Source organism: Massilia endophytica (assembly GCF_021165955.1).
GTDB lineage: Bacteria > Pseudomonadota > Gammaproteobacteria > Burkholderiales > Burkholderiaceae_D > Rugamonas > Rugamonas endophytica.
Genome location: NZ_CP088952.1, coordinates 1,681,915 through 1,705,243, shown reverse-complemented (window position 1 = coordinate 1,705,243; position 23,329 = coordinate 1,681,915). Strand labels below are relative to the sequence as shown.

25 protein-coding genes and 1 tRNA gene are annotated in these 23,329 nt (G+C 61.9%); 13 read left to right on the top strand and 13 right to left on the bottom strand.

The genetic code is table 11. The annotated features are described in order from the left end of the window. The 4 genes from LSQ66_RS07720 to LSQ66_RS07705 all read right to left on the bottom strand — a co-directional run bounded on the left by LSQ66_RS07720 (window position 1) and on the right by LSQ66_RS07705 (window position 5,027). Window positions 1–555 (bottom strand): thymidine kinase, encoded by a 555-nt coding sequence (locus LSQ66_RS07720; RefSeq protein ID WP_231769207.1) that lies wholly within the window; start codon window positions 553–555, stop codon window positions 1–3. 40 nt (window positions 556–595) lie between these two features. Next, window positions 596–1,891, bottom strand: a complete 1,296-nt coding sequence (locus LSQ66_RS07715; protein ID WP_231769206.1) for a hypothetical protein — start codon at window positions 1,889–1,891, stop codon at window positions 596–598. Window positions 1,892–1,977: 86 nt separating this feature from the next. Next, window positions 1,978–4,179 (bottom strand): acylase, encoded by a 2,202-nt coding sequence (locus LSQ66_RS07710; protein WP_231769205.1) that lies wholly within the window; start codon window positions 4,177–4,179, stop codon window positions 1,978–1,980. Window positions 4,180–4,199: 20 nt separating this feature from the next. Continuing rightward, window positions 4,200–5,027, bottom strand: coding sequence for a hypothetical protein (locus tag LSQ66_RS07705; protein WP_231769204.1), 828 nt, complete (start codon window positions 5,025–5,027; stop codon window positions 4,200–4,202). Between the two features lie 130 nt (window positions 5,028–5,157). Here LSQ66_RS07705 and LSQ66_RS07700 point away from each other — a divergent pair. The 3 genes from LSQ66_RS07700 to LSQ66_RS07690 all read left to right on the top strand — a co-directional run bounded on the left by LSQ66_RS07700 (window position 5,158) and on the right by LSQ66_RS07690 (window position 6,452). Next, window positions 5,158–5,244 (top strand) — tRNA-Leu (locus tag LSQ66_RS07700). A 57-nt stretch (window positions 5,245–5,301) separates the two neighbouring features. After that, on the top strand, window positions 5,302–5,634 hold the full coding sequence (locus LSQ66_RS07695) for a transposase (RefSeq protein WP_267871889.1): 333 nt from the start codon (window positions 5,302–5,304) through the stop codon (window positions 5,632–5,634). Continuing rightward, entirely contained in the window at window positions 5,631–6,452 is an 822-nt protein-coding gene (locus LSQ66_RS07690; protein WP_231766975.1) for an IS3 family transposase, read from the top strand. The genes LSQ66_RS07695 and LSQ66_RS07690 overlap by 4 nt, the downstream gene beginning before the upstream one ends. A 358-nt stretch (window positions 6,453–6,810) precedes the next feature. On the opposite strand, the gene LSQ66_RS07685 is transcribed toward LSQ66_RS07690, so the two are convergent. Next, window positions 6,811–8,574 (bottom strand): AIPR family protein, encoded by a 1,764-nt coding sequence (locus tag LSQ66_RS07685; protein WP_231769203.1) that lies wholly within the window; start codon window positions 8,572–8,574, stop codon window positions 6,811–6,813. 247 nt (window positions 8,575–8,821) lie between these two features. Between LSQ66_RS07685 and LSQ66_RS07680 the strand changes: the two genes are divergently transcribed. From LSQ66_RS07680 to LSQ66_RS07665, 4 genes are all read left to right on the top strand, one after another. Continuing rightward, the gene (locus LSQ66_RS07680) at window positions 8,822–9,604 is read left to right on the top strand and encodes a helix-turn-helix domain-containing protein (protein ID WP_231769202.1); all 783 of its coding nucleotides are present in this window, start codon (window positions 8,822–8,824) and stop codon (window positions 9,602–9,604) included. 79 nt (window positions 9,605–9,683) lie between these two features. Next, a complete protein-coding gene (locus LSQ66_RS07675; protein WP_231769201.1) occupies window positions 9,684–10,616 on the top strand; it encodes an MBL fold metallo-hydrolase in 933 nt (310 codons plus the stop codon). Between the two features lie 143 nt (window positions 10,617–10,759). Beyond that, window positions 10,760–11,206, top strand: coding sequence for a response regulator (locus LSQ66_RS07670; RefSeq protein ID WP_231769200.1), 447 nt, complete (start codon window positions 10,760–10,762; stop codon window positions 11,204–11,206). Window positions 11,207–11,292: 86 nt separating this feature from the next. Next, on the top strand, window positions 11,293–12,108 hold the full coding sequence (locus LSQ66_RS07665; protein ID WP_231769199.1) for a hypothetical protein: 816 nt from the start codon (window positions 11,293–11,295) through the stop codon (window positions 12,106–12,108). Here LSQ66_RS07665 and LSQ66_RS07660 read toward each other — a convergent pair. From LSQ66_RS07660 to LSQ66_RS07640, 5 genes are all read right to left on the bottom strand, one after another. Then, complete coding sequence (locus tag LSQ66_RS07660) at window positions 12,074–12,550, bottom strand: SRPBCC family protein (RefSeq protein WP_231769198.1); 477 nt, start codon at window positions 12,548–12,550, stop codon at window positions 12,074–12,076. The genes LSQ66_RS07665 and LSQ66_RS07660 overlap by 35 nt on opposite strands. Beyond that, entirely contained in the window at window positions 12,547–12,858 is a 312-nt protein-coding gene (locus LSQ66_RS07655; protein WP_231769197.1) for an ArsR/SmtB family transcription factor, read from the bottom strand. Before LSQ66_RS07655 ends, LSQ66_RS07660 begins: the two co-directional genes overlap by 4 nt. A gap of 2 nt (window positions 12,859–12,860) precedes the next feature. Then, the gene (locus LSQ66_RS07650) at window positions 12,861–13,526 is read right to left on the bottom strand and encodes a glutathione S-transferase family protein (protein ID WP_231769196.1); all 666 of its coding nucleotides are present in this window, start codon (window positions 13,524–13,526) and stop codon (window positions 12,861–12,863) included. Between the two features lie 81 nt (window positions 13,527–13,607). After that, complete coding sequence (locus LSQ66_RS07645; protein WP_231769195.1) at window positions 13,608–13,856, bottom strand: DUF1272 domain-containing protein; 249 nt, start codon at window positions 13,854–13,856, stop codon at window positions 13,608–13,610. An 88-nt stretch (window positions 13,857–13,944) separates the two neighbouring features. Continuing rightward, window positions 13,945–14,565, bottom strand: a complete 621-nt coding sequence (locus LSQ66_RS07640; protein WP_231769194.1) for a LysE family translocator — start codon at window positions 14,563–14,565, stop codon at window positions 13,945–13,947. 117 nt (window positions 14,566–14,682) lie between these two features. On the opposite strand from LSQ66_RS07640, the gene LSQ66_RS07635 reads away from it, so the two are divergent. Both LSQ66_RS07635 and LSQ66_RS07630 read left to right on the top strand, forming a co-directional pair. After that, entirely contained in the window at window positions 14,683–14,988 is a 306-nt protein-coding gene (locus LSQ66_RS07635; protein WP_231769193.1) for a hypothetical protein, read from the top strand. Window positions 14,989–15,034: 46 nt separating this feature from the next. Next, entirely contained in the window at window positions 15,035–15,928 is an 894-nt protein-coding gene (locus LSQ66_RS07630) for a DUF72 domain-containing protein (protein ID WP_231769192.1), read from the top strand. Here the strand turns inward: LSQ66_RS07630 and LSQ66_RS07625 are convergent. Both LSQ66_RS07625 and LSQ66_RS07620 read right to left on the bottom strand, forming a co-directional pair. Next, window positions 15,918–17,114, bottom strand: coding sequence for a voltage-gated chloride channel family protein (locus tag LSQ66_RS07625; RefSeq protein ID WP_231769191.1), 1,197 nt, complete (start codon window positions 17,112–17,114; stop codon window positions 15,918–15,920). The genes LSQ66_RS07630 and LSQ66_RS07625 overlap by 11 nt on opposite strands. Before the next feature lie 34 nt (window positions 17,115–17,148). Beyond that, on the bottom strand, window positions 17,149–18,978 hold the full coding sequence (locus LSQ66_RS07620; protein ID WP_231769190.1) for a TonB-dependent receptor plug domain-containing protein: 1,830 nt from the start codon (window positions 18,976–18,978) through the stop codon (window positions 17,149–17,151). 191 nt (window positions 18,979–19,169) lie between these two features. Between LSQ66_RS07620 and LSQ66_RS07615 the strand changes: the two genes are divergently transcribed. Further along, window positions 19,170–19,748 carry a YdeI/OmpD-associated family protein gene (locus LSQ66_RS07615; protein ID WP_231769189.1) on the top strand — a complete coding sequence of 193 codons (579 nt, stop codon included), beginning with the start codon at window positions 19,170–19,172 and terminating at the stop codon, window positions 19,746–19,748. 31 nt (window positions 19,749–19,779) lie between these two features. Continuing rightward, complete coding sequence (locus tag LSQ66_RS07610; RefSeq protein ID WP_231769188.1) at window positions 19,780–20,634, top strand: MBL fold metallo-hydrolase; 855 nt, start codon at window positions 19,780–19,782, stop codon at window positions 20,632–20,634. Here LSQ66_RS07610 and LSQ66_RS07605 read toward each other — a convergent pair. Beyond that, window positions 20,631–22,076, bottom strand: coding sequence for a M20/M25/M40 family metallo-hydrolase (locus LSQ66_RS07605; protein ID WP_231769187.1), 1,446 nt, complete (start codon window positions 22,074–22,076; stop codon window positions 20,631–20,633). The genes LSQ66_RS07610 and LSQ66_RS07605 overlap by 4 nt on opposite strands. Before the next feature lie 117 nt (window positions 22,077–22,193). Here LSQ66_RS07605 and LSQ66_RS07600 point away from each other — a divergent pair, with 117 nt between their 5' ends. After that, window positions 22,194–22,727, top strand: coding sequence for a GNAT family N-acetyltransferase (locus LSQ66_RS07600; protein ID WP_231769186.1), 534 nt, complete (start codon window positions 22,194–22,196; stop codon window positions 22,725–22,727). 122 nt (window positions 22,728–22,849) lie between these two features. After that, window positions 22,850–23,290, top strand: coding sequence for a glycine zipper domain-containing protein (locus LSQ66_RS07595; RefSeq protein WP_231769185.1), 441 nt, complete (start codon window positions 22,850–22,852; stop codon window positions 23,288–23,290). Window positions 23,291–23,329: the final 39 nt, after the last annotated feature.

Genomic DNA, 23,329 nt, shown 5'->3' with positions numbered 1-23,329 from the left:
TCAGCCGGTGTAGAAGCAGCGGCCGCAGGCCTGGCGGTAGCGGTCGTTGCCGCCGATGGAAATCTGCTCGCCTTCGCGGATGCGGCGGCCCTGCTCGTCCACGCGGATATTCATGGTCGCCTTTTTGCCGCAGGTGCAGATGTTCTTCAGCTCCTCGATGTCGTCCGCCAGCGCGAGCAGGTAGACCGAACCGGGGAAAGGCTCACCGCGGAAGTCCGTGCGCAGGCCGTAGCTGATGACGGGAATGCCTTTCACCTGCGCCAGCTGGTGCAGCTGCTGCACCTGGGCGATGGAGAGGAACTGTGCCTCATCCACCAGCACGCAGGCCACCTTCTTGTCGATGATCTCGAGGAAGTTGGTATTGGCGTCGTAGACTTCCACCTCGCGCTGCAGGCCGAGGCGCGAGGTGATCTTGCCGACGCCGTAGCGGTCGTCGATTCCGGCCGTGAACAGGCGCACGGTCTGGCCCTGCTCTTCGTAGTTATGGGCGACCTGCAGCATTGCGGTCGATTTACCCGCGTTCATTGCGGAGTAACGGAAGTAGAGTTTAGCCACTGAAGCCTTCTGTCGCTGGTCAAAGTGGCGGAATTATAAATCACGGGCGCTTGCCCTGGTCGCCGATATTGAAGACCCGCCGCACGAAGCTTTCCAGGGCCAGGAACACCCCCTCCACCCCGAAACCGGCGATGAAGGACAGGGCCGAGCTGCTCAGGGCCCAGGTGCCCAGCAGGCCCGCGTCGTTCCCGCCCGCCGGGCCGGAGGGATTCACGAACAGGGCGATGCAGGCCCCCACCGTCGCCCCCAGCGCCAGCTGGAGCAGCGCCAGGTTCAGGTCGCGCGGCGACAGCAGGCTTTCACGGATCTTGGACGACATGGTGCGCACCACTGCCGCCCCGGCACCCAGGATGCCGTAGCACAGCGGCAGCACCGCCGTCCCGGCGACGAGAGTGACGATGCGGGCCAGCTGCTCGTTGCCCCGCCGCCGCTCGTCCAAGTCGGCCGACTGCGGTTCGAGGGGCAGCCAGAACGTCACGGCGTGGTACAGGGTTTTCGGGACAGCGAGCCACTGGCGCAGGTTGCGCCGGGTGCTGGAAAGCTGGTTATCCAGCGCCCGGCGGCGCTCGCAGAGCTGGGCCTCCTCGATGGTGCGGAAAACCGGCACGGTGCAGAAGCGCGACTTCAGCGCCTGTGCGCCCTCCTTGCCATTCCCGAACTTCAGCTCCGCCTCCGAAATCTCCTTGAATATGGCCGTACGCTGTTCGCGCACCGCGTCCAGGTTCTGGAGAATGAGGTTGCCCGCCATGACATGCCAGGACAGCAGGCAGGTAAAGGCGAGCATGAAGATCAAGCCGTAGACGATGCGCGCGATATTGCGGTTGAAGCGCATGGCCACGTTCACCAGGCCGGGAAAGGCGTAGCGTGCCAGTGTGAGGCGGGTGGGCTTGCCGAGCCAGGAGGCGTTGGGTATGTCGCGCAGCTCGGTGGGGTCGGCGGGAGGCGCCTCCTGCGCCTTGGCCTGGTGACCGTTGCGCCGCAGCTTGCGCCAGCGCGGCAGCATCTTGCGCCGGTCCTCCTCGCCGATGACGAGGAGCGTGAAAGCGATGGTCAGGCCGGAGGCCGGACGCGCGGCGGCGTTCAGCATATCCTTTGCGCGCAGGAGGGTGACGGCCTGGTTGATGCGGTCGTTCTCGCTCTCAACCGGCATGAGGCCGATGCGGCAGATATCGCGGATGTGGGGCATTCCGGTGACATGCCGGTCGTAGAGGCTCTTGTCCCAGCGGCCCGAGATGTGATCGAGCAGCAGATAGACTTCGTTCAACTCGCGGACGAAGATGAAGTCGTGGATGCGGTGCGTATCCTCGGCGCCCTGCTGATGGAGTTTGGTCGCCATGGCTCCCCCGGCGCAGCAATGTCATATTGACCATTCTGCGCCCCACCCCGGCAGCCCCGGCTTGACACCGCTCAAAGCGGGTGGAACTACTCCCCGGGGTGATACTTGCGTTCAAGATTCTGTTCGATGTCTTCCTTATAGAACAGAACATCCTTGAATTCGCCCCGCGCGTACATCTCGGCCTGGTCGTTGAAGTGCTTCGAGGACGGGTCGCCGCTCTCGCCGCCCGCCAGGATGCTGCGCGCGCGGATGCGCGGGCCGAACTCCACGGCGGCCACAAAGCTGTTTCCGCGCTCACCGTAAATGCGCTTGGTGCGCTGGGTGGAGGTCATGCCGAAAGCCGCCAGCGAGCCCCAGTTACCCGACGCGAAAGACACCGGAATGCTTGGCTTGCTGTCGTCGAAAGGCTGGACGATGTCGCCCGTGAGCCGCTGGAAGCGGTTGATCTCGCCCCAGGGGGTTTTCCAGCTGCCGAAGTCGGATTGCAGTTTATTCGACGCGCGGGTCAGCGCTTCGAGGCGCTGGCGCGGCGTCGGCTGCGTGGCAAGGTAGTCGAGCACCGGGATGCCCTTCTCCTTGGCCGCCGGGCCGTGCGTCTTCACCATGTCCTGCAGCCAGTAGATGGCGAGCGAAGTAGGAACGGACGTCACCGAATAACGCATGTCCCAGTCGCGCAGCAGCGTAATCTGCTCGGTCAGGCCGGCCTTTTCCAGGTCGCTGGCTGGCGCCTCGTCGTAGGCGCGCACCAGCAGCGGCAGCAGCGGCTCGAAGGCCGTCAGCTGGTTGTCGTAGGCCGCCGCGATCATGCTCTCAAGCGTAAAGTCCTTCTTGTTCTGGAGGACGCGCACAGCATGGATGCCCCGTGCGTTCTCCGGATTCATGGACATGTAGGCCGGATAGTCCTGCGGACGCGGGCTGTAAGCGCCCGCCGCCGAGAAGGGCCAGTTGTTCGTGTTCTGGATCCAGCCGTTTTTCGGGTTGAGGAGCTGGATCGTGTCCTTCACCGCGTGCAGTCCCTTCCAGTCCGTGGCGGGGTCGCTGCCGTCCACCGGCTTGGTGTAATCGAATTTCGGATCGCGGATGGGAATGAAGTTCCCGTGGAAGTAGGCGATATTGCCGTCCGCGTCCGCATACACGGTGTTGTTCGAGGAGTTGGTGCGCAGCTCCATCGCCTTGTAGAACTGGGCATAGTTGCGCGCCTTGGTGCGGATGAAGGACTGCGTCAGCGCCTTCAGCGGCTCGTTCATCAGCGCCACCGCCACCCATTTGCCCCCCTCCTCGCGCACGATGGGGCCGTGATGGGTGAACCAGGCCGTAACCACCTTCTCGGCCATGCCACTGGGCGTCTTGTAGGGCAGCCGGATATCGACAGCCTTCACGGGACGCTCCTCGGCTCCATACTTGTAGAAGTACTTGCCGTCCTTCTCGACCACCGTTTCGAGGAACTCGTCGATCACATCCCCGCCGCCCGAGGTGTGCATCCAGCCCAGGCGGTCGTTGAAGCCCTGATAGACGAAGAACTGCCCCCAGGTCACTGCGCCGTAGGCGTTCAGGCCTTCGCCGCTGGTCACATGGATCTCGGGACGGAAATAGAAGGAGGTGTGCGGATTGATCATCAGCAGCGCATGCCCGGACTTGCTCAGCGCGGGCGCGATGGCAAAACCATTCGAGCCGCGCGGCTCCTGATCCAGGTCGCTGCCCCGGAACGCCAGCGTGGGCCTGGGCTGCCTGCCGTAGAAGGCCTCCAGCTGTTTCACGTTCACGGTTTCGATATCGCCGCCGATGCTGCCTTCGCTGAAGCTCAGCGCCATCCACGGCTCGAAATGCGTCAGCAGGCGGGGTTTCACCTCGGGGTGGGTAAACAGATAGTAGTTCAGGCCATCGGCCCAGGCTACCATGAGCTTCTTCAGCCATGCGGGGCTGGCCTTGTACTGCGCCTGCAACTGCTCGGGCGAGATGAAGAGCTTCATGCGCAGGTCCTGGTACAGCGCCTTCTCGCCCTCCACCTCGGCCAGGCGGCCCATGGCGTTGATGAAGTTCAGCTCCACGCGTTTGAAATCGTCCTCCGCCTGGGCGTACAGCATGCCGAAGACCGCGTCGGCATCGGTTTTGCCCTGGATATGGGGAATGCCCCACTTGTCGCGCAGGATGGTCACGCGCTTGGCGATGCGTTCCAGCCGCATGACCTCGAAACCGGACATCTGGCTATGCTGCACAGGCGCAGGCGCCGCCAGCACAGCCACCGGCACAGCGCAGAACGCGGCCAGCACAGGACTCAATCTCTGCATAGAGCTACTCCGTTCAATAATCAGGACGCATCCACCAGTGCGGCGATGCGCTCGCGCAGCTCCGCGTTCTCCGCGCGCAGGGCGGCATTCTTCTCTTTAAGCTGGGCCACTTCCATGCGCAGTTGCTCCACCTCGCTCATTGGCTCCGCGCTCTCGCCTTCCGCTTGCCTGGGCACACGTGGCGGACGCGACGCGGCGCGCTGCTCGCGGATCTCCTTCGCCGCCTTGCGCAGCAGCTCCTTGCCGCCTGCGACAGCAGCCACCTGCTCCGCCTCGGGCAGGGAGGCCACGGTGGCGGCGGCGTTGATCGAGATCGTCCCCTGGCGCACGGCCTCCACCAGTTCCGGCGTGGCCGTTTTCTGGATCTTCTCGATCTGGCTGATGGTATTGCTGCTCAGGCGCGCGGCGCGGGCGATATCCTCGCGCGAAGTGCGCGGCTTGGGCGGCGGAGGCGCCTCGTTTTCGGGATCGGGCGGCGCAATGGCCGCATCCTCGGCCTTTACGCGCGCAGCGGCTTCCTCGGCGCGTTTGGCCAGAATATCCTTCTGGCGCAGGGCCAGCACCCCGCGCTGGAAATCGGACACGCTGCGGCGGCCAAGATGGTTATCGATCATCCACAGCATCACATCCTCGATGCTCTGGAAACTCGTATTCTGGGTGACTTTGAACGGAATGCCGTGCTTCTGGCAGATTTCGTAGCGGTTATGGCCGTCCACCAGCACATCGTCCCACAGCACGAGGGCGTCGCGGCAGCCCTCGGCCAGCAGGCTGCGTTCCAGCGCCTCCCGCTCCGCTTCGGTGAGCGGATCGATATAGGCGCGCAGTACATCGTTAATTCTGATTTGCATGCATAGATTCCCGGATGAGCCAGCGAGCCCCGCCCGCTGCCGTCCAGCATGCTACACCATCCGCGCACCCCGGCCCAAGTCCCTCCAAAACTGGAAGTTAGCGAATAGTCATGTCATAATAGCGGGCTATGCCCTGATGGTGAAATTGGTAGACACACCGGACTTAAAATCCGTTGGCCGCAAGGCCGTGCCGGTTCGATTCCGGCTCGGGGCACCAGCATGGATTCCGATACACGCGTTTGTAATGACCCAGTGAATTCCTGCTCAGGTGATAATACAGAAAGGACATCACGTGAGCATGGTCATGGAAGAGGAAGTAAAACGTTGGACGGCGAAGCGCAAAGCAGCGCTGGTCACTGAAATCATTCAAGGTAAGACCACCGTGGCAGAGGCCAGCCGGGCCTTTGATATGCCGCCTTCGGAGATCGAAGAGTGGGTGGATGAAGCCAAGCGGGGCATGGAGAACGCCTTGCGGGCAAAACCGCTCGACGTCCGCGAGCAGTACGAACGCCAGATCAAAGAGCTTCAAGAAGCCTACGGTGAGGCGATGCTGGAACTGCGTGCCAGAAAAAAGCTGGCGTCCCTGCTGGGCGAGGAAGAGAAGTGATCGAAACGATCCGCCAGGGACTAGCAGAAGACGGATTCAAAGTTTCGATCAATAAGCTGTGCCAGTGGTTCGACATGCCGCGCCGGACGGTGTACTACAAGTCCGTCAAGGCGGCGCCGAAGGTGCAGCCGCGCTTTGCCGAACCAATCAAGGCCATGATCAACGAGGAGCCATCGTTCGGCTATCGCACCGTGGCGGCCCTGCTGGGCTTCAACAAGAACACCGTGCAACGCATCTTCCAACTACGTGGCTGGCAAGTGAAGAAGCGGCCGATCGGCTTTCGTCCGCGTGTGCAGGCCTTGCCTTCGGTGGCGACGGCTCCGGACCAGCGCTGGGCGACCGACATGTGCCGCGTCTGGGCTGGGCGCGATGGGTGGTCAGTGCTGGCTTTGGTGATCGATTGCCATACCCGTGAACTACTGGGCTGGCATCTTTCCCGCTCCGGCAAGGCTAAAACGGCGGAGGCGGCCTTGGAACAGGCCCTTATTGCCCGCTATGGCACCCTGGGCAAAGTTACAGCGCCATTCTTGTTAAGGTCGGACAACGGCTTGGTTTTCACCAGCCGCAGCTACACCAGATTGGTGCGCAGCTATGGCCTGCGCCAGGAATTCATCACGCCTCACTGCCCCGAGCAGAATGGCATGGTGGAGCGCGTCATCAGGACGCTGAAGGAGCAGTGCGTACATCGGCACCGCTTCGAAAGTTTGCAAAACGCCAGCCGGGTCATCGCCGACTGGATTGGCTTCTACAACAACCGGCGCCCGCATCAGGCGCTGGGCATGAAAACACCCGCTGAGGCGTTTAGATTAGCGGCTTAAGTTGAGCAGGAACCGCTGGGTCATTACACGTTTGCGTGGCGCGCGAGCCGAAACTTGCGAATGCACTACTTGCCGATCTCTACCACAACGTAGCGGTTTCTCAACTTTGCTGTGCTTTCGGTCCACTTGCTCAGTTCAATCCCCGTAACCGTAGTGAAACCTTGCGCAGGTTGGCAAGCGGAGTCGACCACGCTCTCTATAGTCGCGTGATAGACATTCATTCAACAAGCTGAGGGCTGGGTTGTCGCCGTCACCTCAGCGTCTGTCCTGACCTCCGCAGCATGCGCCAAACGCACGCATCGCGGGCACAAGGCAAAGGTAAGTAGCTGCCACTGCCGTCAAGCCTTTTGCCATGCGTTCACCGGCACGATTTCAACAATAGTTCAGTGAACTCGGCTGACCGCATGGGTGGATTTCGTGGTGTGTAGCCATTATTCCTTTTGAATTCACTGTGCTTGGACCGAATTAGCCCCCCGATCTTGGTAACCCTACGGGCAAGCTCATCGGGATCCGCTATCGATTTTACGATATCGTCTGCCAACGCAATCGCTGCCTTTGAGTTTGGCGGGGGTAACTTATTTGCCCTACATATTTGGAAGCAATAGCACATAGCTATGTGATAGCGGTGGCGGTAAATGAAGCCATCCTTGTCTAAACTACCTAAATACTCGTTGATCTTATACAGAAGCAATGCGGAAGCAAAGTACGGTGCATGGGAATGATCAGAACCGAAAAGTTGGTCCGATCGCGATCGCAGAATCTCCGTTGTGTTATTTGCAATAACCGAGTGAGGTTTTTGTAGATAAGTACTCGTATACGATCTGATAAGACTGTGGAGCCCGACAACCCTCTTCTTCTCAGGCGCCTGCTCCAGCAAAGTGAACTCCTTAGAGCGTCGTTCATAAAAAAGGATCTCCCCCACCCGTCGCGACTCTACCGAAACATATTCCTGCAAGCGCTTATGCCATTCCTGAAGCGCCACGAAAGCTTCGTTCGGGATCGGTGTTTGCCGATTATTTGCCTTAATAATGGCACCAACGACTTCGGATTCATTTGTATGAACAATTTTTATAGGTACGGATATTGAATCAATGTGCTCCGCTTTGCGATTGAGAAACAAGACGTTACTGGTCTGACAACCATTGACGATCTGGTAGTTCCGAAGAAGAAATCTGTTGGCGCCCAAGTTCTTTACCAACCCTGCAACAGCGGTCACGCCGTTATTAAATAGAATAAATTTATCCACCTCATTAGGGGACGAAATGGTTTCGTTAATTTCCGTATTAACGGAGTTTTCAATACCTTGAAAATCACGCACGTTGTCATAGAACACATTCCGCCTAATTTGGTCTTTTGGATCAGTTATCAGCTTAAGAAACTCAGCTGCATCGATGTAGCCGATATAGGCTTGCTCAACGCCTGAAATTGTATCCAAGGGCAGGTTGTTCTTGAATCTTATCTCTACTTCAAATTGGTTTTCTACCTGCTTGTAGGTATCAATAAGTCTTTCAGCATTGTAGAAATCTATGTTGAAGCTTTTAAAATCTGGAACGCTGGACTTTAGCTCTCTACACCTGCCAGTAGCAATCTCATCGATAAACTCATCTACTTTGTGGCTGCCAGTGTATGCAAATGCCATCTGGCACTTTGGCGAGTCGCGGCCGTGCAGCTTTGCAATTTTTGGCGAGAACAGGTGCTGAAGAAGCTCCTTTTGCGCGTTAAGATTATCGTGCTCCTCACTCTGCGACAGGTTCAGGAGGAAATTCTTCACGGCTTCGGCAAACTTGAGTACATCGCCTGTATCGACTGATCTGGAGGTCTTGGCCTGTATAAAAAGAACGGTTGCATCTATATGATTTGATTTAGCCTGAAGATCTATATCATCGATGCACTGAACTATATTACTATTGACTATTACGGATATTGCATCGATCCCAAACGTCCCAGATTCATCGACATCAATGCTTGCGAGCTCGCCAATTTCCGTGAACGCTTCAGGATGAATGCTCGAAACGATCGAATAATTCGTAAAATACTCAAAGCGTTTATGCTCAGGCAAATTGGATATCTGTGCAGAATTCGCAAAGTCTGCCACATGCGAATGAAGAATTCTGTGTTCCATATTATTTAATTATTAAAAATGCAATCTGAGTTCGTCGTATAAACATGACAAACGGCGTATGTAGGACTGATCCTACGCAATGTTAGCCTATTGCGGCCTACAGAATACTCACCAAATGTCACACCCAGAAGCCAATACGGAGCCATGCATGTGGAGGTAATGACTTGAGGGTTCCTTTCGGCGAACCCACGTGCTTCCATATCGGGGTAATGCTAGACTTTTCGGGAACGCCAAAAAGAGGAATTGTATGTCCGTGCGCCACATCATCGAGAAGCGCCGCCGCCTCCGGCGTGTGCTCGATTACATCGAACACCATCTGTCCGAGAACATTACGCTGGCGGCGTTGGCGGACGTGGCATGCCTGTCGAAGTTCCATTTCGAGCGCTTCTACGCCGAGGCCCTGCTCGAAACGCCGCTTGTGACGGTACGCCGTCTTCGGCTGGCGCGCGCCCAGGCGCTCCTGCATGAAGGGGCGGACGTCACTTCGACGGCCCTCAGCTGCGGCTATGGCTCGCCGCAGACCTTCGCGCGGGCCTTTCACCGCTCCTTCGGCGTCACCCCGAGCGTGATGCGCCAATCCGCCCCATTACCCCGCTACCAGGTTGGCGTCGCCGAGCTGCCCCCTCGGCGTGTGTACAGGCTTCCCTTTGCGGACTTCGAAGACCCGAGTGCGACCTTCGACAACCTGCTCGCCCGCGCCGAGAACCGGGGTATTGCGCGCGCCGCGTGGACGGTATGGTCGCAGGTGGATTCGGGCCTGGACGACGTTTCCTCGGGCGCCTGCATCGAGCGGCTGAACGGCGTGGTTCCGATAGGCGGCGCCTGCGAGGGGGCTATTGGCGGCGGCAGGCATCTCGTCGTGCGCTGGCGCGGCAACGACAGGCCTTCGCCGCCGGAACTGCGGCGCCTCGCGGCTGCCCATACAGGCTTGGCGCCCGCGCCGGGGCGGGTACTGTGCCACTACGTCAACGATCCCGTGTTCACGGCTCCGCATGAGCGCCTTGCAGACTACTACCTGCCGCTGAAGTAGGTACGCAAAACAGCAATTGCGGCAACGCCGCGCCAACTTCCATTCGGTATCCTCCGCAGGATCCTATCCGAATGAGAATATGAATCTGAGAACCTACTTCCTCCCCTTTTCGGTGGCCCTGGCCTTGTCCGCACGGGCGTCCGCACCAGTGATGGCCACTGGAGACCAGCATCGCGTCCTGAGCGTCGGCGGCGCCCAGGTGATTGCCATCCTCGACGGCGTTCAGCCAGCCGTCAGCGAGGCCTTGACCAACATCGAGCCGTCCCAACTGGCGGAAACGCTGGCGAAGGCGGGCCAGCCGAACCCCTCGCCATCCCCTGTCAATGTGTATGTCTTGAGGCTCGGGGAGCGCGTAGTGCTGGTGGATGCGGGCGGCGGATCCATCCTGCCGTCCTACCGAGGAACGCTGGCGGCGACGCTGCGTGCCCTGGGCCTCGCGCCGGAAAAGGTGACCGATGTCCTCATCACCCACATGCACGCCGACCATGTGGGCGGCCTGCTGGACGGCACGAAGCCGATGTACCCGAACGCCACAGTGCATGTCCACGCGAACGAAGCGAAATTCTGGCTTGCTCCCGAACTGCCCTCCCGGGCTCCCGAGCAATTCCGGCCGCTCATTCTGGCCATCCAGTCGGCGCTGTCTCCCTATGCACAGGCAGGCCGCCTGAAGGCGTTCGAGTACAAGGCCGAGATCCTGCCCGGCATCGTGGCACAGGATGCGGGCGGCCATACGCCCGGCCACGCGGCCTTCCTTTGGAAACAGGGCAAGGAAACCTCCCTCTTCTGGGGAGACCTGATCCACGTCGCCGATGTCCAGCTGGCGAACCTGGATGTGGGCACGCGCTACGACTCGAAGCCTGCCGACGCGTCGGCCATGCGCCAGCGCTGGCTATCGGAGTCGGCGCAGCAGGGCTGGACCGTCCTTGGCGCGCACCTCCCCTACCCCGGCGTGGGAACCATCGTACGGGACGGCGAGCGCTATCAGTGGCGCCCGATCGGCGCGGGCAGGTAGTCCAAGCCGGACGCGGGAAGGCGGCGTAGCCCGGTCACAGCGCCACCCCGGGGGGTGCATCACTCCAGCGGTGCGTCAAGCGCGCGCACCTTACTGCTGAGTTAGGCTAGACTGCCTCTCCCGATCTGCTACCGGAGCCCCCGATGCGCCCCCGCACCCGCATTCTGATCGTCGATGACAATGCCCAGGTGGCCAACCTGCTGCGCGAGCTCTTCTCGGAGCTGGGCTATCCCTGCACCGTGTGCACGGATGCCGCCCAGGCGGTTGCCGTCGCCCGCCAATGCCTGCCGATGCTGGCCTTTATCGATATCGGCATGCCCCAGGTGGACGGCTTCCAGGTGGCGCGCAACCTGCGCGCCAGCGGCCTGCCCGACCCGCTCTACCTGGTTGCCCTCACGGCCTGGACCGACGGCATTACCCAGCGCCATGCCATACAAGCCGGTTTCGACCTCCACGCCCGTAAACCCAGCAATATGGCGGCGTTGGTCGAGCTGGCAGCCGCCATCGAGGCAGGCGAAACCCCGAGCGCCGAACTGCGGGCGCGGCTGGAACCGCCGGCCTTCGTTGAGAGGCCAGCCTACGCGGGCTGAGATACTCAATAGAAAGATTTTCAATTGAAACGCAGTCCGGAAGGCGTGCCCGGTAAGCTAGGGGCATGCCGAATCTGGAGACTGCAATGAAACTGGCTAAACCCCTCGTCCTGCTCGGCTGCATGCTGGGCGCCGCCTGGAGCGCGCCTGCGCTGGCGGATGTGGACGCAACGATCACTTACGGGAAGCTCAGCTATACGCTGACCGATCTCGATCCTTCCGACGGCATTGCGCCCTCGCTGAGCTTTATTCCCCTGTCGTCCGACGGCTATAGCGGCACGCTGGGGGCGTCCTATTCCGAGTGGTATCGCGGCCATCCGGCCGTGAGCGACTATCTCAATCGTTCCGATTTCGAGGGCGGTCCCTTATCGCTGGACTATGTGCGCGGCGACAGCACCATGCATGCCTCCCTCGGCAGCCGCGGCGCCGCGCCCTCCCAGGTGCTGACAATCGAGGACCACCTGCGCACCACGGACCGCACGCTGAACGCCTATCACTCAATTTTCAGCGACCCGGTCGCCTTTACGCTTTCCGCCAACACTTCGGTCACGTTCCATACCGCGATGGATTACTCGGCCCACGTGAGCGGCCCCGGAAGCTCCTTCCTCGCACGCAGCGTACTTGAGGTGTTCATCGATCCGGCGGGCGAAGACGGCCACACCGTCAACGCCGAGGGCGTGAGCGGGATAGGCGACGGCACAACGCTGCTGCAGGCCTCCTTCAGCAACGGCACCAGCGCCAGCGCGGAAGGCTACGCCCTGCTCTCGCTGTTCACCAGCGCTGCCGTCGTATCGCCGGTGCCCCAACCTGCGCACGGGGCCATGCTGCTGGCGGGGCTCGCTGTGCTTGGCCTGGTACGGCGAAGGCCTACTGCGCCGGGCCGTCCATCGGTTCGAGACTGAGCACCAGCTTGTCCAGGCCGATCTCCGTGCCGCGGATGCGCTCTTCCCGGTCGCTGTAGCCGTCGAGGAAGGCAATCTGCTCGGTGAACACCATTTTCGTGCCGCTGCCCTGCGGCTCGAAGACGACCGTGGCGAGTGAGGCGGAGATGCGCTTCTCGCCCACATGCATATCGTAGGCATAGATGATGCGCCGGTCCGGCACGATATCGAGGTAGACGCCCTGGAACATGTGCACTTCGCCGCCCGGCACGGCGACGCGGTTGGTTTCGCGCCCTCCCGGCCTGAAGTCGAGGCTGAATTCCTGCGTCACCATGGCGTCGTCGCAGGAGAACCATACCTTCTTGGCTTCCACGCTGGCCCAGGATGCAAACACTTTTGAGGGCGGCACGCGGAAATTGCGCTCGATGGCGAAGCTAGAGTGCACGGTAGAACTGCCGATCATTGATCCTCCAGATATTGTTCAAGCTTGTCGAAGCGCGAATTCCACATGCGTTTGCGTTCGGCCACCCAGCGCTCCATGTCGGCGAAGGCGTCGGGGGCGATGCGGAACGTGCGCACCCTGCCCTGTTTTTCCGAGATGACGATGGCGCCCGATTCGAGCACCGCCAGGTGCTTCAGCACCGTCGGCAGGGATACCGCCATCGGTTCGGCCAGTTCCTTCATTGAACATGGCCCAAGGCTCAGGCGTTCAACCAGCGCCCTGCGCGTGGCATCGGACAGTGCGTGGAATTTCAGGTCCAGCGTGGACACGCTTACCCCTCCAGGAACCTCGCCGGAATCGCCTCGGCAAAGGGATACATGGGGAAGTACGGCCGCGCTTCGGCCAGTACCCGCTGCACGGACGGACGTGCCATCAGCCTTTCGAAGTAGGCGGAAAGATGGGACATGCCCTCGGGGATGGCTTCCAGCGTGGCGGCATAGAACAGCGCAGGCGCTGCCGAACATTCGGCCATGCTGAACTCCCCTGCAATCCACTGGCGCCCTGCCATGCGCTGGTCGATCAGGCGGTAGGCCGTCGCCAGCATGGTACGCTCCCTGCTGGTATCGCCGTTGCGGCCCGTGAGCCGGTCCTGGACGATGGCCTGCACCGGCGTTTGCACGTAATGGTCGAAGAAGCGTTCCCAATGGCGCGCGTCGAGCGCTGCTTCCCACCCTGAAGGAACGAGCTTGCCCGCGCCGTTCTGGTAGTGGTCGAGGTATTCGATGATGGTGGCCGATTCCGCCACGTCGCGCTTGCGCTCGTGATCTCGGATGACCGGGAAACGAACGAAGGGCCAGATGGCGGCGAGTTCGGCGCGGTCGCGCTCATCGCCAAGGTCGACGATGCGGCGTTCGAACTGGGCGCCGTGCTCGTACAGCGCAATCAGCACCTTGTGGCAGTAGGAAGCGAGGGGGTGGTAGTACAAAGTCAGCTGCATGAGAATCTCCGTGCGAAGTGAGTACAGGCGAATAGTTTCACGAATTGGAAACTATTGCAAGCACTTTGCTTCGCCGGGAACTCAGGCGGCTTTTGCACAGCCCGCAGGCTTGTAGATGCGTTCCGTCGATGCAGGGTATTTGTCGAGCTTGGCCTTTGCCCGGGTGGGACGCGGTGCGAAGCTTCCGCCGCAATTGGGGCACACGCCGCCCAGTACACCTTCGGCGCAGCTCACGCAGAACGTGCATTCGAATGAACAGATGCGCGCTTCGGTGGATTCGGGCGGCAGGTCCTTGTCGCAGCATTCGCAGCCGGGTCTCATTTGCAGCATGGGCGTCTCCTGGGTTGTGAGCCTTCGATTGTAGGGGATGGCCGCTGCAAAAATTTCCCGATTTGTCTGCGCTTGCGGAGAAGTTTTCTCAGGCAGCGGTATGCAGGCTCCAGGCAGCGAAGCCCAGTAAGGCCAGTCCCGACGATCCTTCGATCCAGCGCATGGCCTGGGGCGGCAGCGCCTTGCGGCTGGCGCTCACGCCTCCTACCAGCAGCAGCCACCACGCCACCGAGCCCGCGAACACGCCAGCCACCAGCGCCGCGCCGCCCCACACGCCAGTGCCGGACGGCGACAGCGCGGCCAGCATGCCGGCGAAGGAAAGGATGGTCATGGGGTTGGTAAGCGTCAGCATGAAGGTGCTCGCAAATGCCGAGAGCAGTCCCGTGGAGCCTTTGGCTGCCGCTGCCAATGCGGCGGCCGGCCTCGCGGCCCGGCGCAGCGAGGCAATGCCGAGAGCAGCCATCAGGACTGCGCCGCCGACTTGCAGCCAGCTCGCATAGTTCAGCAGCAGTGCCGTCAGTGCCCCCAGGCCGAGGGCGGCAACCAGGCCGTAGGTGGCATCGGCCGCCGCCGCGCCCAGGCCCGTGGCCAGGCCGGTCATCGCCCCATCCGAGAACGTGCGGCGGATACAAAGGAGCCCGATAGGGCCGACCGGGGCCGCAATGGCGAAGCCCACAGCGGCGCCCTTGAGAAGGGAAGCAAAGTCCATTTGCTAGTCCAGTCAATTCATTGAAAGCATATTGCCTTTGTTTTCGACTTAAATCAAGCATTTTGACTTCACGGAACTTCTCAACCAGCGATTGGTCCAAATACAAGAGGAGGCACCATGGAACGTCAGCCCGAAGAGATGGCCGTTCAACTGGCGCGAATGGAGGAGCGGCTCTTGAACACCCCCACGAAGGCGGAGATGTTTGAAGCTATCAATTCTCTGCGCCTCGAGCTGGGTCATCGCCAGGACGCCATTGAGGCTGAGAACAACCGGCGCTTCGATGCGATCGAAACCGAGCTCAGGCGAAATTCGGAGGCCACCCAGAAACAAATACATCACCTGTATATTTTCATTATCGGCACCGCATTTGCCACGCTGACGGCTGGATTGAGCGCGCTGGCAGCCTTGCCTATCCTGCGTTGAGGCAAGGCTGCGCCGGTTTGCTGCCGCGCTGCCTATACTCTGCGGCATGGCGAAAATACGAATCGGCATATCGGGCTGGCGCTACGTTCCCTGGCGCGGCGTGTTCTATCCGGAAGACCTGACGCAGGCGCGCGAGCTCGAATTTGCGTCGCGCGCGCTGCCGACCATCGAGATCAACGGATCCTTCTATTCCTTGCAGCGTCCCGCCAGCTATCAGGCCTGGTACGACGCCACGCCGCCGGACTTCATGTTCAGCCACAAGGGCAACCGCTTCATCACGCATATCCTGCGCCTGCGCGAGCCGGATGGCGCGCTGGCGAATGTGTTCGCATCCGGCGTGCTCGCCTTGCGCGAGAAGCTAGGCCCTTTCCTGTGGCAGTTCCCGCCAACGTTCAAGTTCGACGCGGAGCTGGTCGAGCACTTCCTCAGCCTCCTCCCCCACGACACCGACGAAGCGCTGGAGCTGGCGAAGCGGCACGAGCCGCGCATGAAGGGCCGCACCTTCCTCGATATCGACAGCAAGTTCAAGCTGCGCCACGCCATGGAGATCCGAAACGAGAGCTTCAATGACAAAGCCTTCATCACGCTGCTGCGCAAGTACAAGGTGGCCATGGTGGTGGCCGATACGGCAGGCAAATGGCCGGACTACGAGGATGTGACGGCGGACTTCATGTACCTGCGCCTGCACGGCGAAAAGGAGCTGTACGCGAGCGGCTATACGGATGAAGCGCTGGACCGCTGGGAGCAGCGCATACGCGCCTGGTCCACCGGCAGCCAGCCGGACGACGCGAAGCTGATCTCGGAGACGAAGCCGCCGAAGCGCGCCAGCCGCGACATCTTCTGCTACTTCGACAACGACATCAAGGTGCACGCCCCCTTCGATGCGCGGCGCCTGCTGGGCCGCCTCGGCCTGGAGGACGGCCTCGCGCCTATCGGCTAGACGCCCGCCGTTGCGAGGTGTAGATGCCGGGGTGGCCCGACACGAAGAAGGCCATCAGGCAGGCCACCAGCGCATAGCTCGTCATGCCGCCGCCAAAGAGCTCGATCGCCATGATGGCCGAAGCCAGCGGCGTATTCGCCGCGCCAGCAAAGACCGCGACAAAACCCAGCGCCGCCAGCATCCCGAAAGGCAGCTGCAACAGCGGCGCCAGCGCATTGCCCAGCGTGGCGCCTATGTAGAACAATGGCGTCACTTCCCCACCCTTGAAGCCTGTTCCCAGCGAAACCAGCGTGAACGCGTATTTGCCGAAGAAATCCCATGGGGCCAGCGGCTGCTGGAAGGCTTCGACCATGACAGGAATGCCAAGGCCCACATAGCGCTGCGTGCCCAGCGCCCACACGGCCAGCGCAATGAGCAGGCCGCCGATGAACGGCCGCAGCGGCGCATAAGCGATATGCCGTTTCGACAGCGCGGACAGGCCATGCACGGAGCTTGCGAACAGCCTGGCCATCAGCCCGAAGGCAATGCCCGCCAGCGCTACCGCCGCAATGCTCCAGATGCCGACAGGCGCCAGCGCTCCGGCGGAATAATGCGTGTGCTGCACGCCCCACAGCAGCCCTACCCTGTCCGCCAGCACGGCGGCGAACAGGCAGGGATAGATGGCTTCGAAGCGCATGCGGCCCGCCACCAGCACTTCCAGGCCAAAGACCGCTCCCGCCATCGGCGTGCCGAAAACGGAAGAAAAGCCCGCGCTGATGCCCGCCATGAGCAGCGGGCGGCGGTCCCCGGCGCGCAGCCGGAACAGGTGTGTGAGCTGGTCGGCCAGCGAACCGCCCATCTGCACGGCGGTGCCCTCGCGCCCCACCGATGCGCCGAACAGGTGGGAGATCACGGTGCCGCCCAGCACCAGCGGCGCCATGCGCAGCGGGACAACATTGCGCGGATCGTGGATCTCGTCGATCAGAAGATTGTTGCCCGCTTCAACGGAGCGGCCGTAGTGCAGGTAAATCCAGCCGACCGCAAAGCCTGCGAAAGGCAGCAGCCAGATGATCCACGGGTGAGCCAGCCGCCAGGCCGTGGCGGCATCCAGCGAAAACAGGAACAGGGCCGATGCGCTGCCCGCCAGCACGGCAACCAGCGCGGCCAGCACGGACCATTTGGCGATGTAGAGGAGGACTTTTTTCATCGGGAGCCGCCCACTATAGCATGGGCGCTCCCGGCTAGAATCGGCTGAGCAGTTTGAGATAGACGGACGGTTCGATCTCCGTGCGCGTGGCCACGTCGCCGAATTCGCCATGCGAGCCGCCCAGCCCCGTGCCGCCCAGCGACAGTTCGAGCGCCTTGCTCAGTCGCCAGCCCAGGCGCGCGTCGAGAACGCGATAGGCGGGAACGTCGGGATTGGCGAGGCGGCCGATGCGCCGCCAGTTCAGGTCCAGATCCAGCCTGTCGTCGATTTGCCAGGAAGAGCGAAGGTGCAGCGTGTTGCGCGGGTCGTGGCCTGCCTTCTTCACCGAATTGGCGGTATCGATGCTGCCCGGCTTGAGCCAGAAGCGCTCGTGCATGGTGGTGAAGGCTGCTGTCAGACGCCAGCGCTGGTGCGGCTGATAGCTGGCCCAGGCTTCCACGCCGCGGGTGGACGCCATCATGCCATTTCCGTAAAAGACGGAGCGGCGGCTCGGCGCCAGCTCCTGCGTGTGGAGATCGTCGTACAGCGCGCGATAGGCGTTGACTGCGTAGCTGATCTTGCCCGCCTGTCCGCGCGCACCCAGCTCGAACACGCGCGCCACTTCGGATTCGAAGCCCGGGCCGCCCGCAAGCAGGTAGGGAGGCTTCGCAGGAATGAACACATCGCGGTCCAGGCGCGAAGGCGCCCGCACCGTACGCGATGCGGCGCCCCACAGCAGCAGGTCCGGCGTGGCCTTCCATGACAGCCGCAAATTCGGCAGGAATTCGTTGCCCGTGTAGCGGTTACGCTCCATGCGCACGCCCGCTGTTAATGTGGTGGCGGCCGAGAGCCTGACGTCGTCCTGCGCGTAGAGGCTGCTCCAGCTCAGGTCCTGCCGGTCCGGCAGGAAGGCAATATAGGTGCTGTTGGTGAGGCGGTCGCGCGCGAATCGGTATTCCCCGCCGACCGTCACCGTATGCCTGCCGATGGCTGCTAGGCGCCACTGGGCCTGCACATCGGCGATGTCCAGCACCTCGGCAAAGGTGGGCGGATTGTCGCGTTCCACGCGGTCGTAGTAGGCCTGCGCCATCATCTCGCCGCCGCCGTCGAGCGCGCGGGTCCAGCGCGCCAGTACGTTCGCGCCGCGCAGGGACACATCCTTCAGGTCCATGTGCACGCCGGAGATGGTGATGCTGCCGGGCGCTGGCTGCCCCTTCCCGGCGCGGTAAGCGTCGCCCTGCACCGTGAAAGCGTCGTCGCCACGCTCCCAGTCGGTGCGGAAGCCAAGCTGCGTCTTGTGCCAGGCATCGTCCACATGCGTACCCGCCGCGGTCTCCGTATCCTGCACGTTGAAATGCATGCCGTAGACGCGGTAGCTGATGTCGGACGAGGTTTTGCCGCCGTAGCGGAAGGCCGCATCGGCGCGCAGGTTGCCCGCGCCCGCTGCCGCCAGTCCGCCCTGTGTGCCGCTGGCCGAACGTGTGATCACATTGATGACGCCATTGACGGCATTCGTGCCCCACAAGGTGCCGCCAGGGCCGCTGATCACTTCAATGCGCTCGATATCGTCCAGCATCACGCTCTGAGCGTCCCAGAACACGCCGCTGAAAAGGGGCGAATAGACGGAGCGCCCGTCGATCAGCACGAGCAGCTTGTTGCCGTCGTTGTTGGCGAAGCCGCGCGCAGTCACCACGTAGCCGCCGGAGTTGACCATGTTGACTTGCAGGTTGGGAGCGAGGCGCAGCGCCTCTACCAGGCTGGCGGCGCCGGAACGGCGCACATCGTCGCCGGTGATCACGAAAACAGATGCCGGTGCGTCGGAGAGCTGTTCCTCGCGGCGCGAAACGGATGTGATGCGGATGTTTGAAAGCTCTTCAAGCGACATCTCCGCGATCCTGTCCTGAACAGGGTCTGCGCAAGCCGCCGACGTCCATGCGCTGAGGGCCAATCCAGCGACAGAGTACAAGCGGGGTCTCTGCATGCTTTCTCCTGTACGAAGACGACGCGATAACGATATCACGAACTTGGGGTTATAGTAGCGCTCGTTTGAATTCATCCAAAGGGAGTCCCGAGAAAATGAATCCTAAAGTCGACGCATTTTTAAGCAGGCAGAAAAACTGGAAGCCGGAATTCGAGGAATTGAGAAGCATCCTGCTCGACTGCCCGCTTACCGAGGAACTGAAATGGGGCGTTCCCTGCTACGCGCTCGACGGGAAGAATGTCGTCCTGATGCACGGCTTTAAGGAGTACTGCGCCCTCCTCTTCTTCAAAGGCGCCTTGATGAAGGACGGTAAAGGCATCCTGGTTACCCAGACCGAGAATACGCAGTCGACGCGGCAGATACGCTTCACCGGTGTTCAGGAAATCGTGAAGATGAAATCCGTGTTAAAGGCGTATATCAAGGAAGCCATCGAGATCGAAAAAGCCGGTCTCAAAGTGGAATTCAAGGAAACGGCCGAGTTCAATATGCCCGACGAATTCCGCTTCGAACTGCAGAGGAATCCGGCCTTGCGGAATGCATTCGAGGCCCTGACGCCGGGACGCCAGCGCGGCTACCTGCTGCATTTTTCCGCGGCCAAGCTGTCGAAAACCCGCGAGGCGCGCATCGAAAAATGCACGCCGCGCATTCTCGACGGGATGGGCCTGAACGATTAGCGGCCCCGGCGAGGCAAGCTATAATGTTGATATGGAACCCATCATCCAAGCTTTCTTCGATCCCGATACCTCCACCGTCAGCTACGTGGTGCACAGCGGCGCGGGCAGCGACTGCGCCGTTATCGATTCCGTACTCGATTTCGACCCGAAATCGGGCCGGACGCGCACCGCCAACGCGGACAGGATGGTGGACTATGTGCACGAGCATGGCCTGAACACCGTCTGGCTGCTGGAAACCCACGCCCACGCGGACCATCTGTCGGCGGCGCCCTATCTCAAGAAGAAGCTGGGCGGGCGTGTCGGCATCGGCGCCGGGATCACGGCAGTGCAGAAGGCGTTTTCCCATGTGCTGAACCGGCGCGACCGTTTCGACGGCATGGAGTTCGACCATCTCTTCCAGCCGGACGAGGAATTCCATATCGGCGCCATCAAGGCCCAGGCGCTGCATGTGCCGGGCCACACCCCGGCGGACATGGCCTACCGCATCGGCGATGCCGTCTTCGTGGGCGATACGATGTTCATGCCGGACGTGGGCACGGCGCGCTGCGACTTCCCCGGCGGGAGCGCGGCCACGCTGTATCAATCGGTGCGCCGCCTGCTCTCCCTGCCGCCGGAAACGCGGCTGTTCATGTGCCACGACTATCCGCCTGCTGGCCGCACGGCCCAGTGGGTGACCACGGTTGCCGAGCAGCGCGCCTCCAACATCCACATCCATGACGGCGTGAGCGAGCAGCAGTTCGTGGAAATGCGCACGAAGCGCGACGCGACACTGTCCATGCCGACGCTGATCCTGCCTGCGATCCAGGTCAATATCAGCGCCGGGAAGCTGCCGGAACCCGAAGACAACGGCGTGCGCTATCTCCGGATTCCGCTCGACGCCATTTAACGGAACTGCTCCGGCGCGCGGCCGATGGGCTCCTCCATGTTGGCCAGATACCAGGCCAGGGAAGTCATCACCGCCACGTGGCGCTTCATGTTTGCCGGATCGACCTTGTCGAAGGTGTCCGCCGCTGTGTGGTGGTAGTTGAAGTAGGCTGCCGTGTCCACGTGCGGCTCGAAGGTTGGCACGCCGTCCGCTTCCATTGCATGCAGGTCGCCCGCGCCCAGCACATCGCGGCGGGTGAAGCTGCCCGCGCCAATCGGCACCAGGGCCTGCTGCAGCGGGGCGAAGAGCTTGTCCACCGGCTGGCGCACGCTGGCCAGGATGCCGAAGGTGCGGCCGGTCACGCCGCCATCGCTTTCGATGGCCGCGATCTGCTTGTCCAGCTGGCCCTTGTTGGCCTGGTGGTAGGCAGCGCCGCCACGGCCGCCATTCTCCTCGTTCATCCAGGCGATCACGCGGATGGTGCGGCGCGGCTTCAGGTTCAGCTTCTTCAGCGTTTCAATGACGGCCATGGAGCTGGTTACGCCGGTGGCATCGTCGTGGGCGCCCGTGGCCAGGTCCCATGAATCAAGGTGGCCGGAAACGATGACCACCTCTTCCGGCTTCTCCGTGCCCGGCAGGTCGGCGATCACGTTGAAGCTGTCGGCGTCAGGCAGCACCTGCGGCGTCAGCACCAGCTTCATTTTCACGGGGCCGCGTTTTGACAGGCGGACCATCAGCATGGAATCCTCCGCGCTCACAGCGGCGGCGGGAATGCGGTTCTTGTCGCTCAAACCGGTCGCGCCGGTATGCGGCAGGCGGAAGTCCGCGCCGCCGACGGAGCGCACCAGCGCCGCGGCCGCGCCCAGTTCCGCCGCCATGCGCGGACCCTGCGTGCGTACGCGCGAGCCACGGCCGTAGGCCGGACCTGCCAGGCCGCGGTCGGCCATGCCCTGGTCGAAGGCCACGTCGAACAGCACGATGCGGCCTTTCACTTCAGCGGCACGCGCCTTCAGTTCGTCCAGGTCATGCAGCACCAGCACTTCGGCCGTCAGGCCCTGGGCGGGGGTCGCGCCCGAACCGCCCAGCGCCGTCAGCACCACGCGCTGCGTCACGCCGTTGGGGCGGCCCTTGTACTCCACCAGCTCGGCCTTCTCTTCGCCGCGCACCCAGTGCGGCACCTTCACCGGCTGGAGGGTGACCTTGGCGCCCAGCTTGCGCATTTCGCTGGCCACCTGTTCCACGGCGGCAGCCGCGCCGGGGGAACCGGAAAGGCGCGGGCCCACCAGGTCCGTCATGTCTTCCAGGCGCTCGTAGGCGTAATCGCTCTGCATCGCGGCGTCGCGGATTTTCGCCAGGGTTGCGGGATCGTTGCCGGAGGAGGCGGCAAAGGCGCCGGCCATCATGCCTGCGCCCAGCAAGGCGGCGGCAACGGTGTTGAGAAGGGGCTTGCGTTTGAAGTTCATGCGGTTCCTGTGTGAAGGTCGAGTTCGCTCGGAACCTGAAACGATAGCGCATCTAAAAATGTTTTGCAGCAAGCTTACCAGTTTGACCATGATGGCTGCATGGCTTAACATGCTTGCATGCTCAAAGGACGACTCTGCACGGTCCGGCATCTCCTGAATACGGACCTGAACACGTTTATCGCGCTGGTCAACGACCTCCCCTCGCGCGGCGAGTACTTTTCTTCGCACTTCAAGTCGCCGGAAGCCATGCGCAAGGACTTCGTACAGAACGGCTTCGTGACCGAGGACAGCGAACTGTTCGTGGTGGAAGACCTGGCCCACAATATTGTCGGCGTGATCACGCATTTCAAATGCCGCACACCCACCAGCCGCGAAATCGGCTACCGCCTGCTCGATCCTTCGCTCGCCGGACGCGGCTACATCACCGAGGCGCTGCGCCTCCTGTGCGACTACCTGTTCAAGGTGCACACCTGGCACCGCCTGGAGCTGGTGGCCGCGCCAGAGAATATCGCCTCGCTGCGCGTGGCGGAGAAATGCGGCTTCCGCGAGGAAGGCACGCTGCGCGGCCTCTTCTTCGTGAATGGACGTTATCAGGACGTTAAGATGCTTTCCCTCCTCCGCCCCGAATGGGAAGCGCGCCGCAAGCTGTGACATTTGTTACCTTGCCACAGCCGTTTGTAATAATGTGTATGTGGAGTAGCGCTTTTCTTCCCTTCAGTTAAAGTACCCTTCATCGGCCAATTCCGGCCAGTCGGATAAAGAGGGGAAACGATATGCTGAGCAAAAAATTCCTGGGTGTGATGCTGCTGGGTGCTGCCGCAGCAACTGCCTCTTCCACCGCCTTCGCCGCAGGCGACCGCGATTTCAACACCGCTGCGGGCGCCGTGCTGGGCGCGGCGATCGGCAGCCAGAACGGCAGCGGCGGCGCGCTGGTCGGCGGCCTGGTGGGCGCGGCCGTGGGCAATGCCATCAGCTCCGACCGCCACTATGGTGGCCGCGGCTATGTCTCCACCCGCGTGTACGCGCAGCCTGCCCCCGTGTACTACGAGCGCGCTCCGTCATACTACGAAGCGGCGCCTGTGTATTACGAAGCGCCGCGCCGCTACTACTACGCACCGGCTCCCGTATATGTGGAACCGCGTCCCGTGTACCGCGAGTACTACGGCCCGCGCTACCACCATGGCCGGGGCCACCACCACGGCTACTACCGCTAAGCGACATCCCAGCCCGGCTTGCCGGGCTTTTTTTCGTCC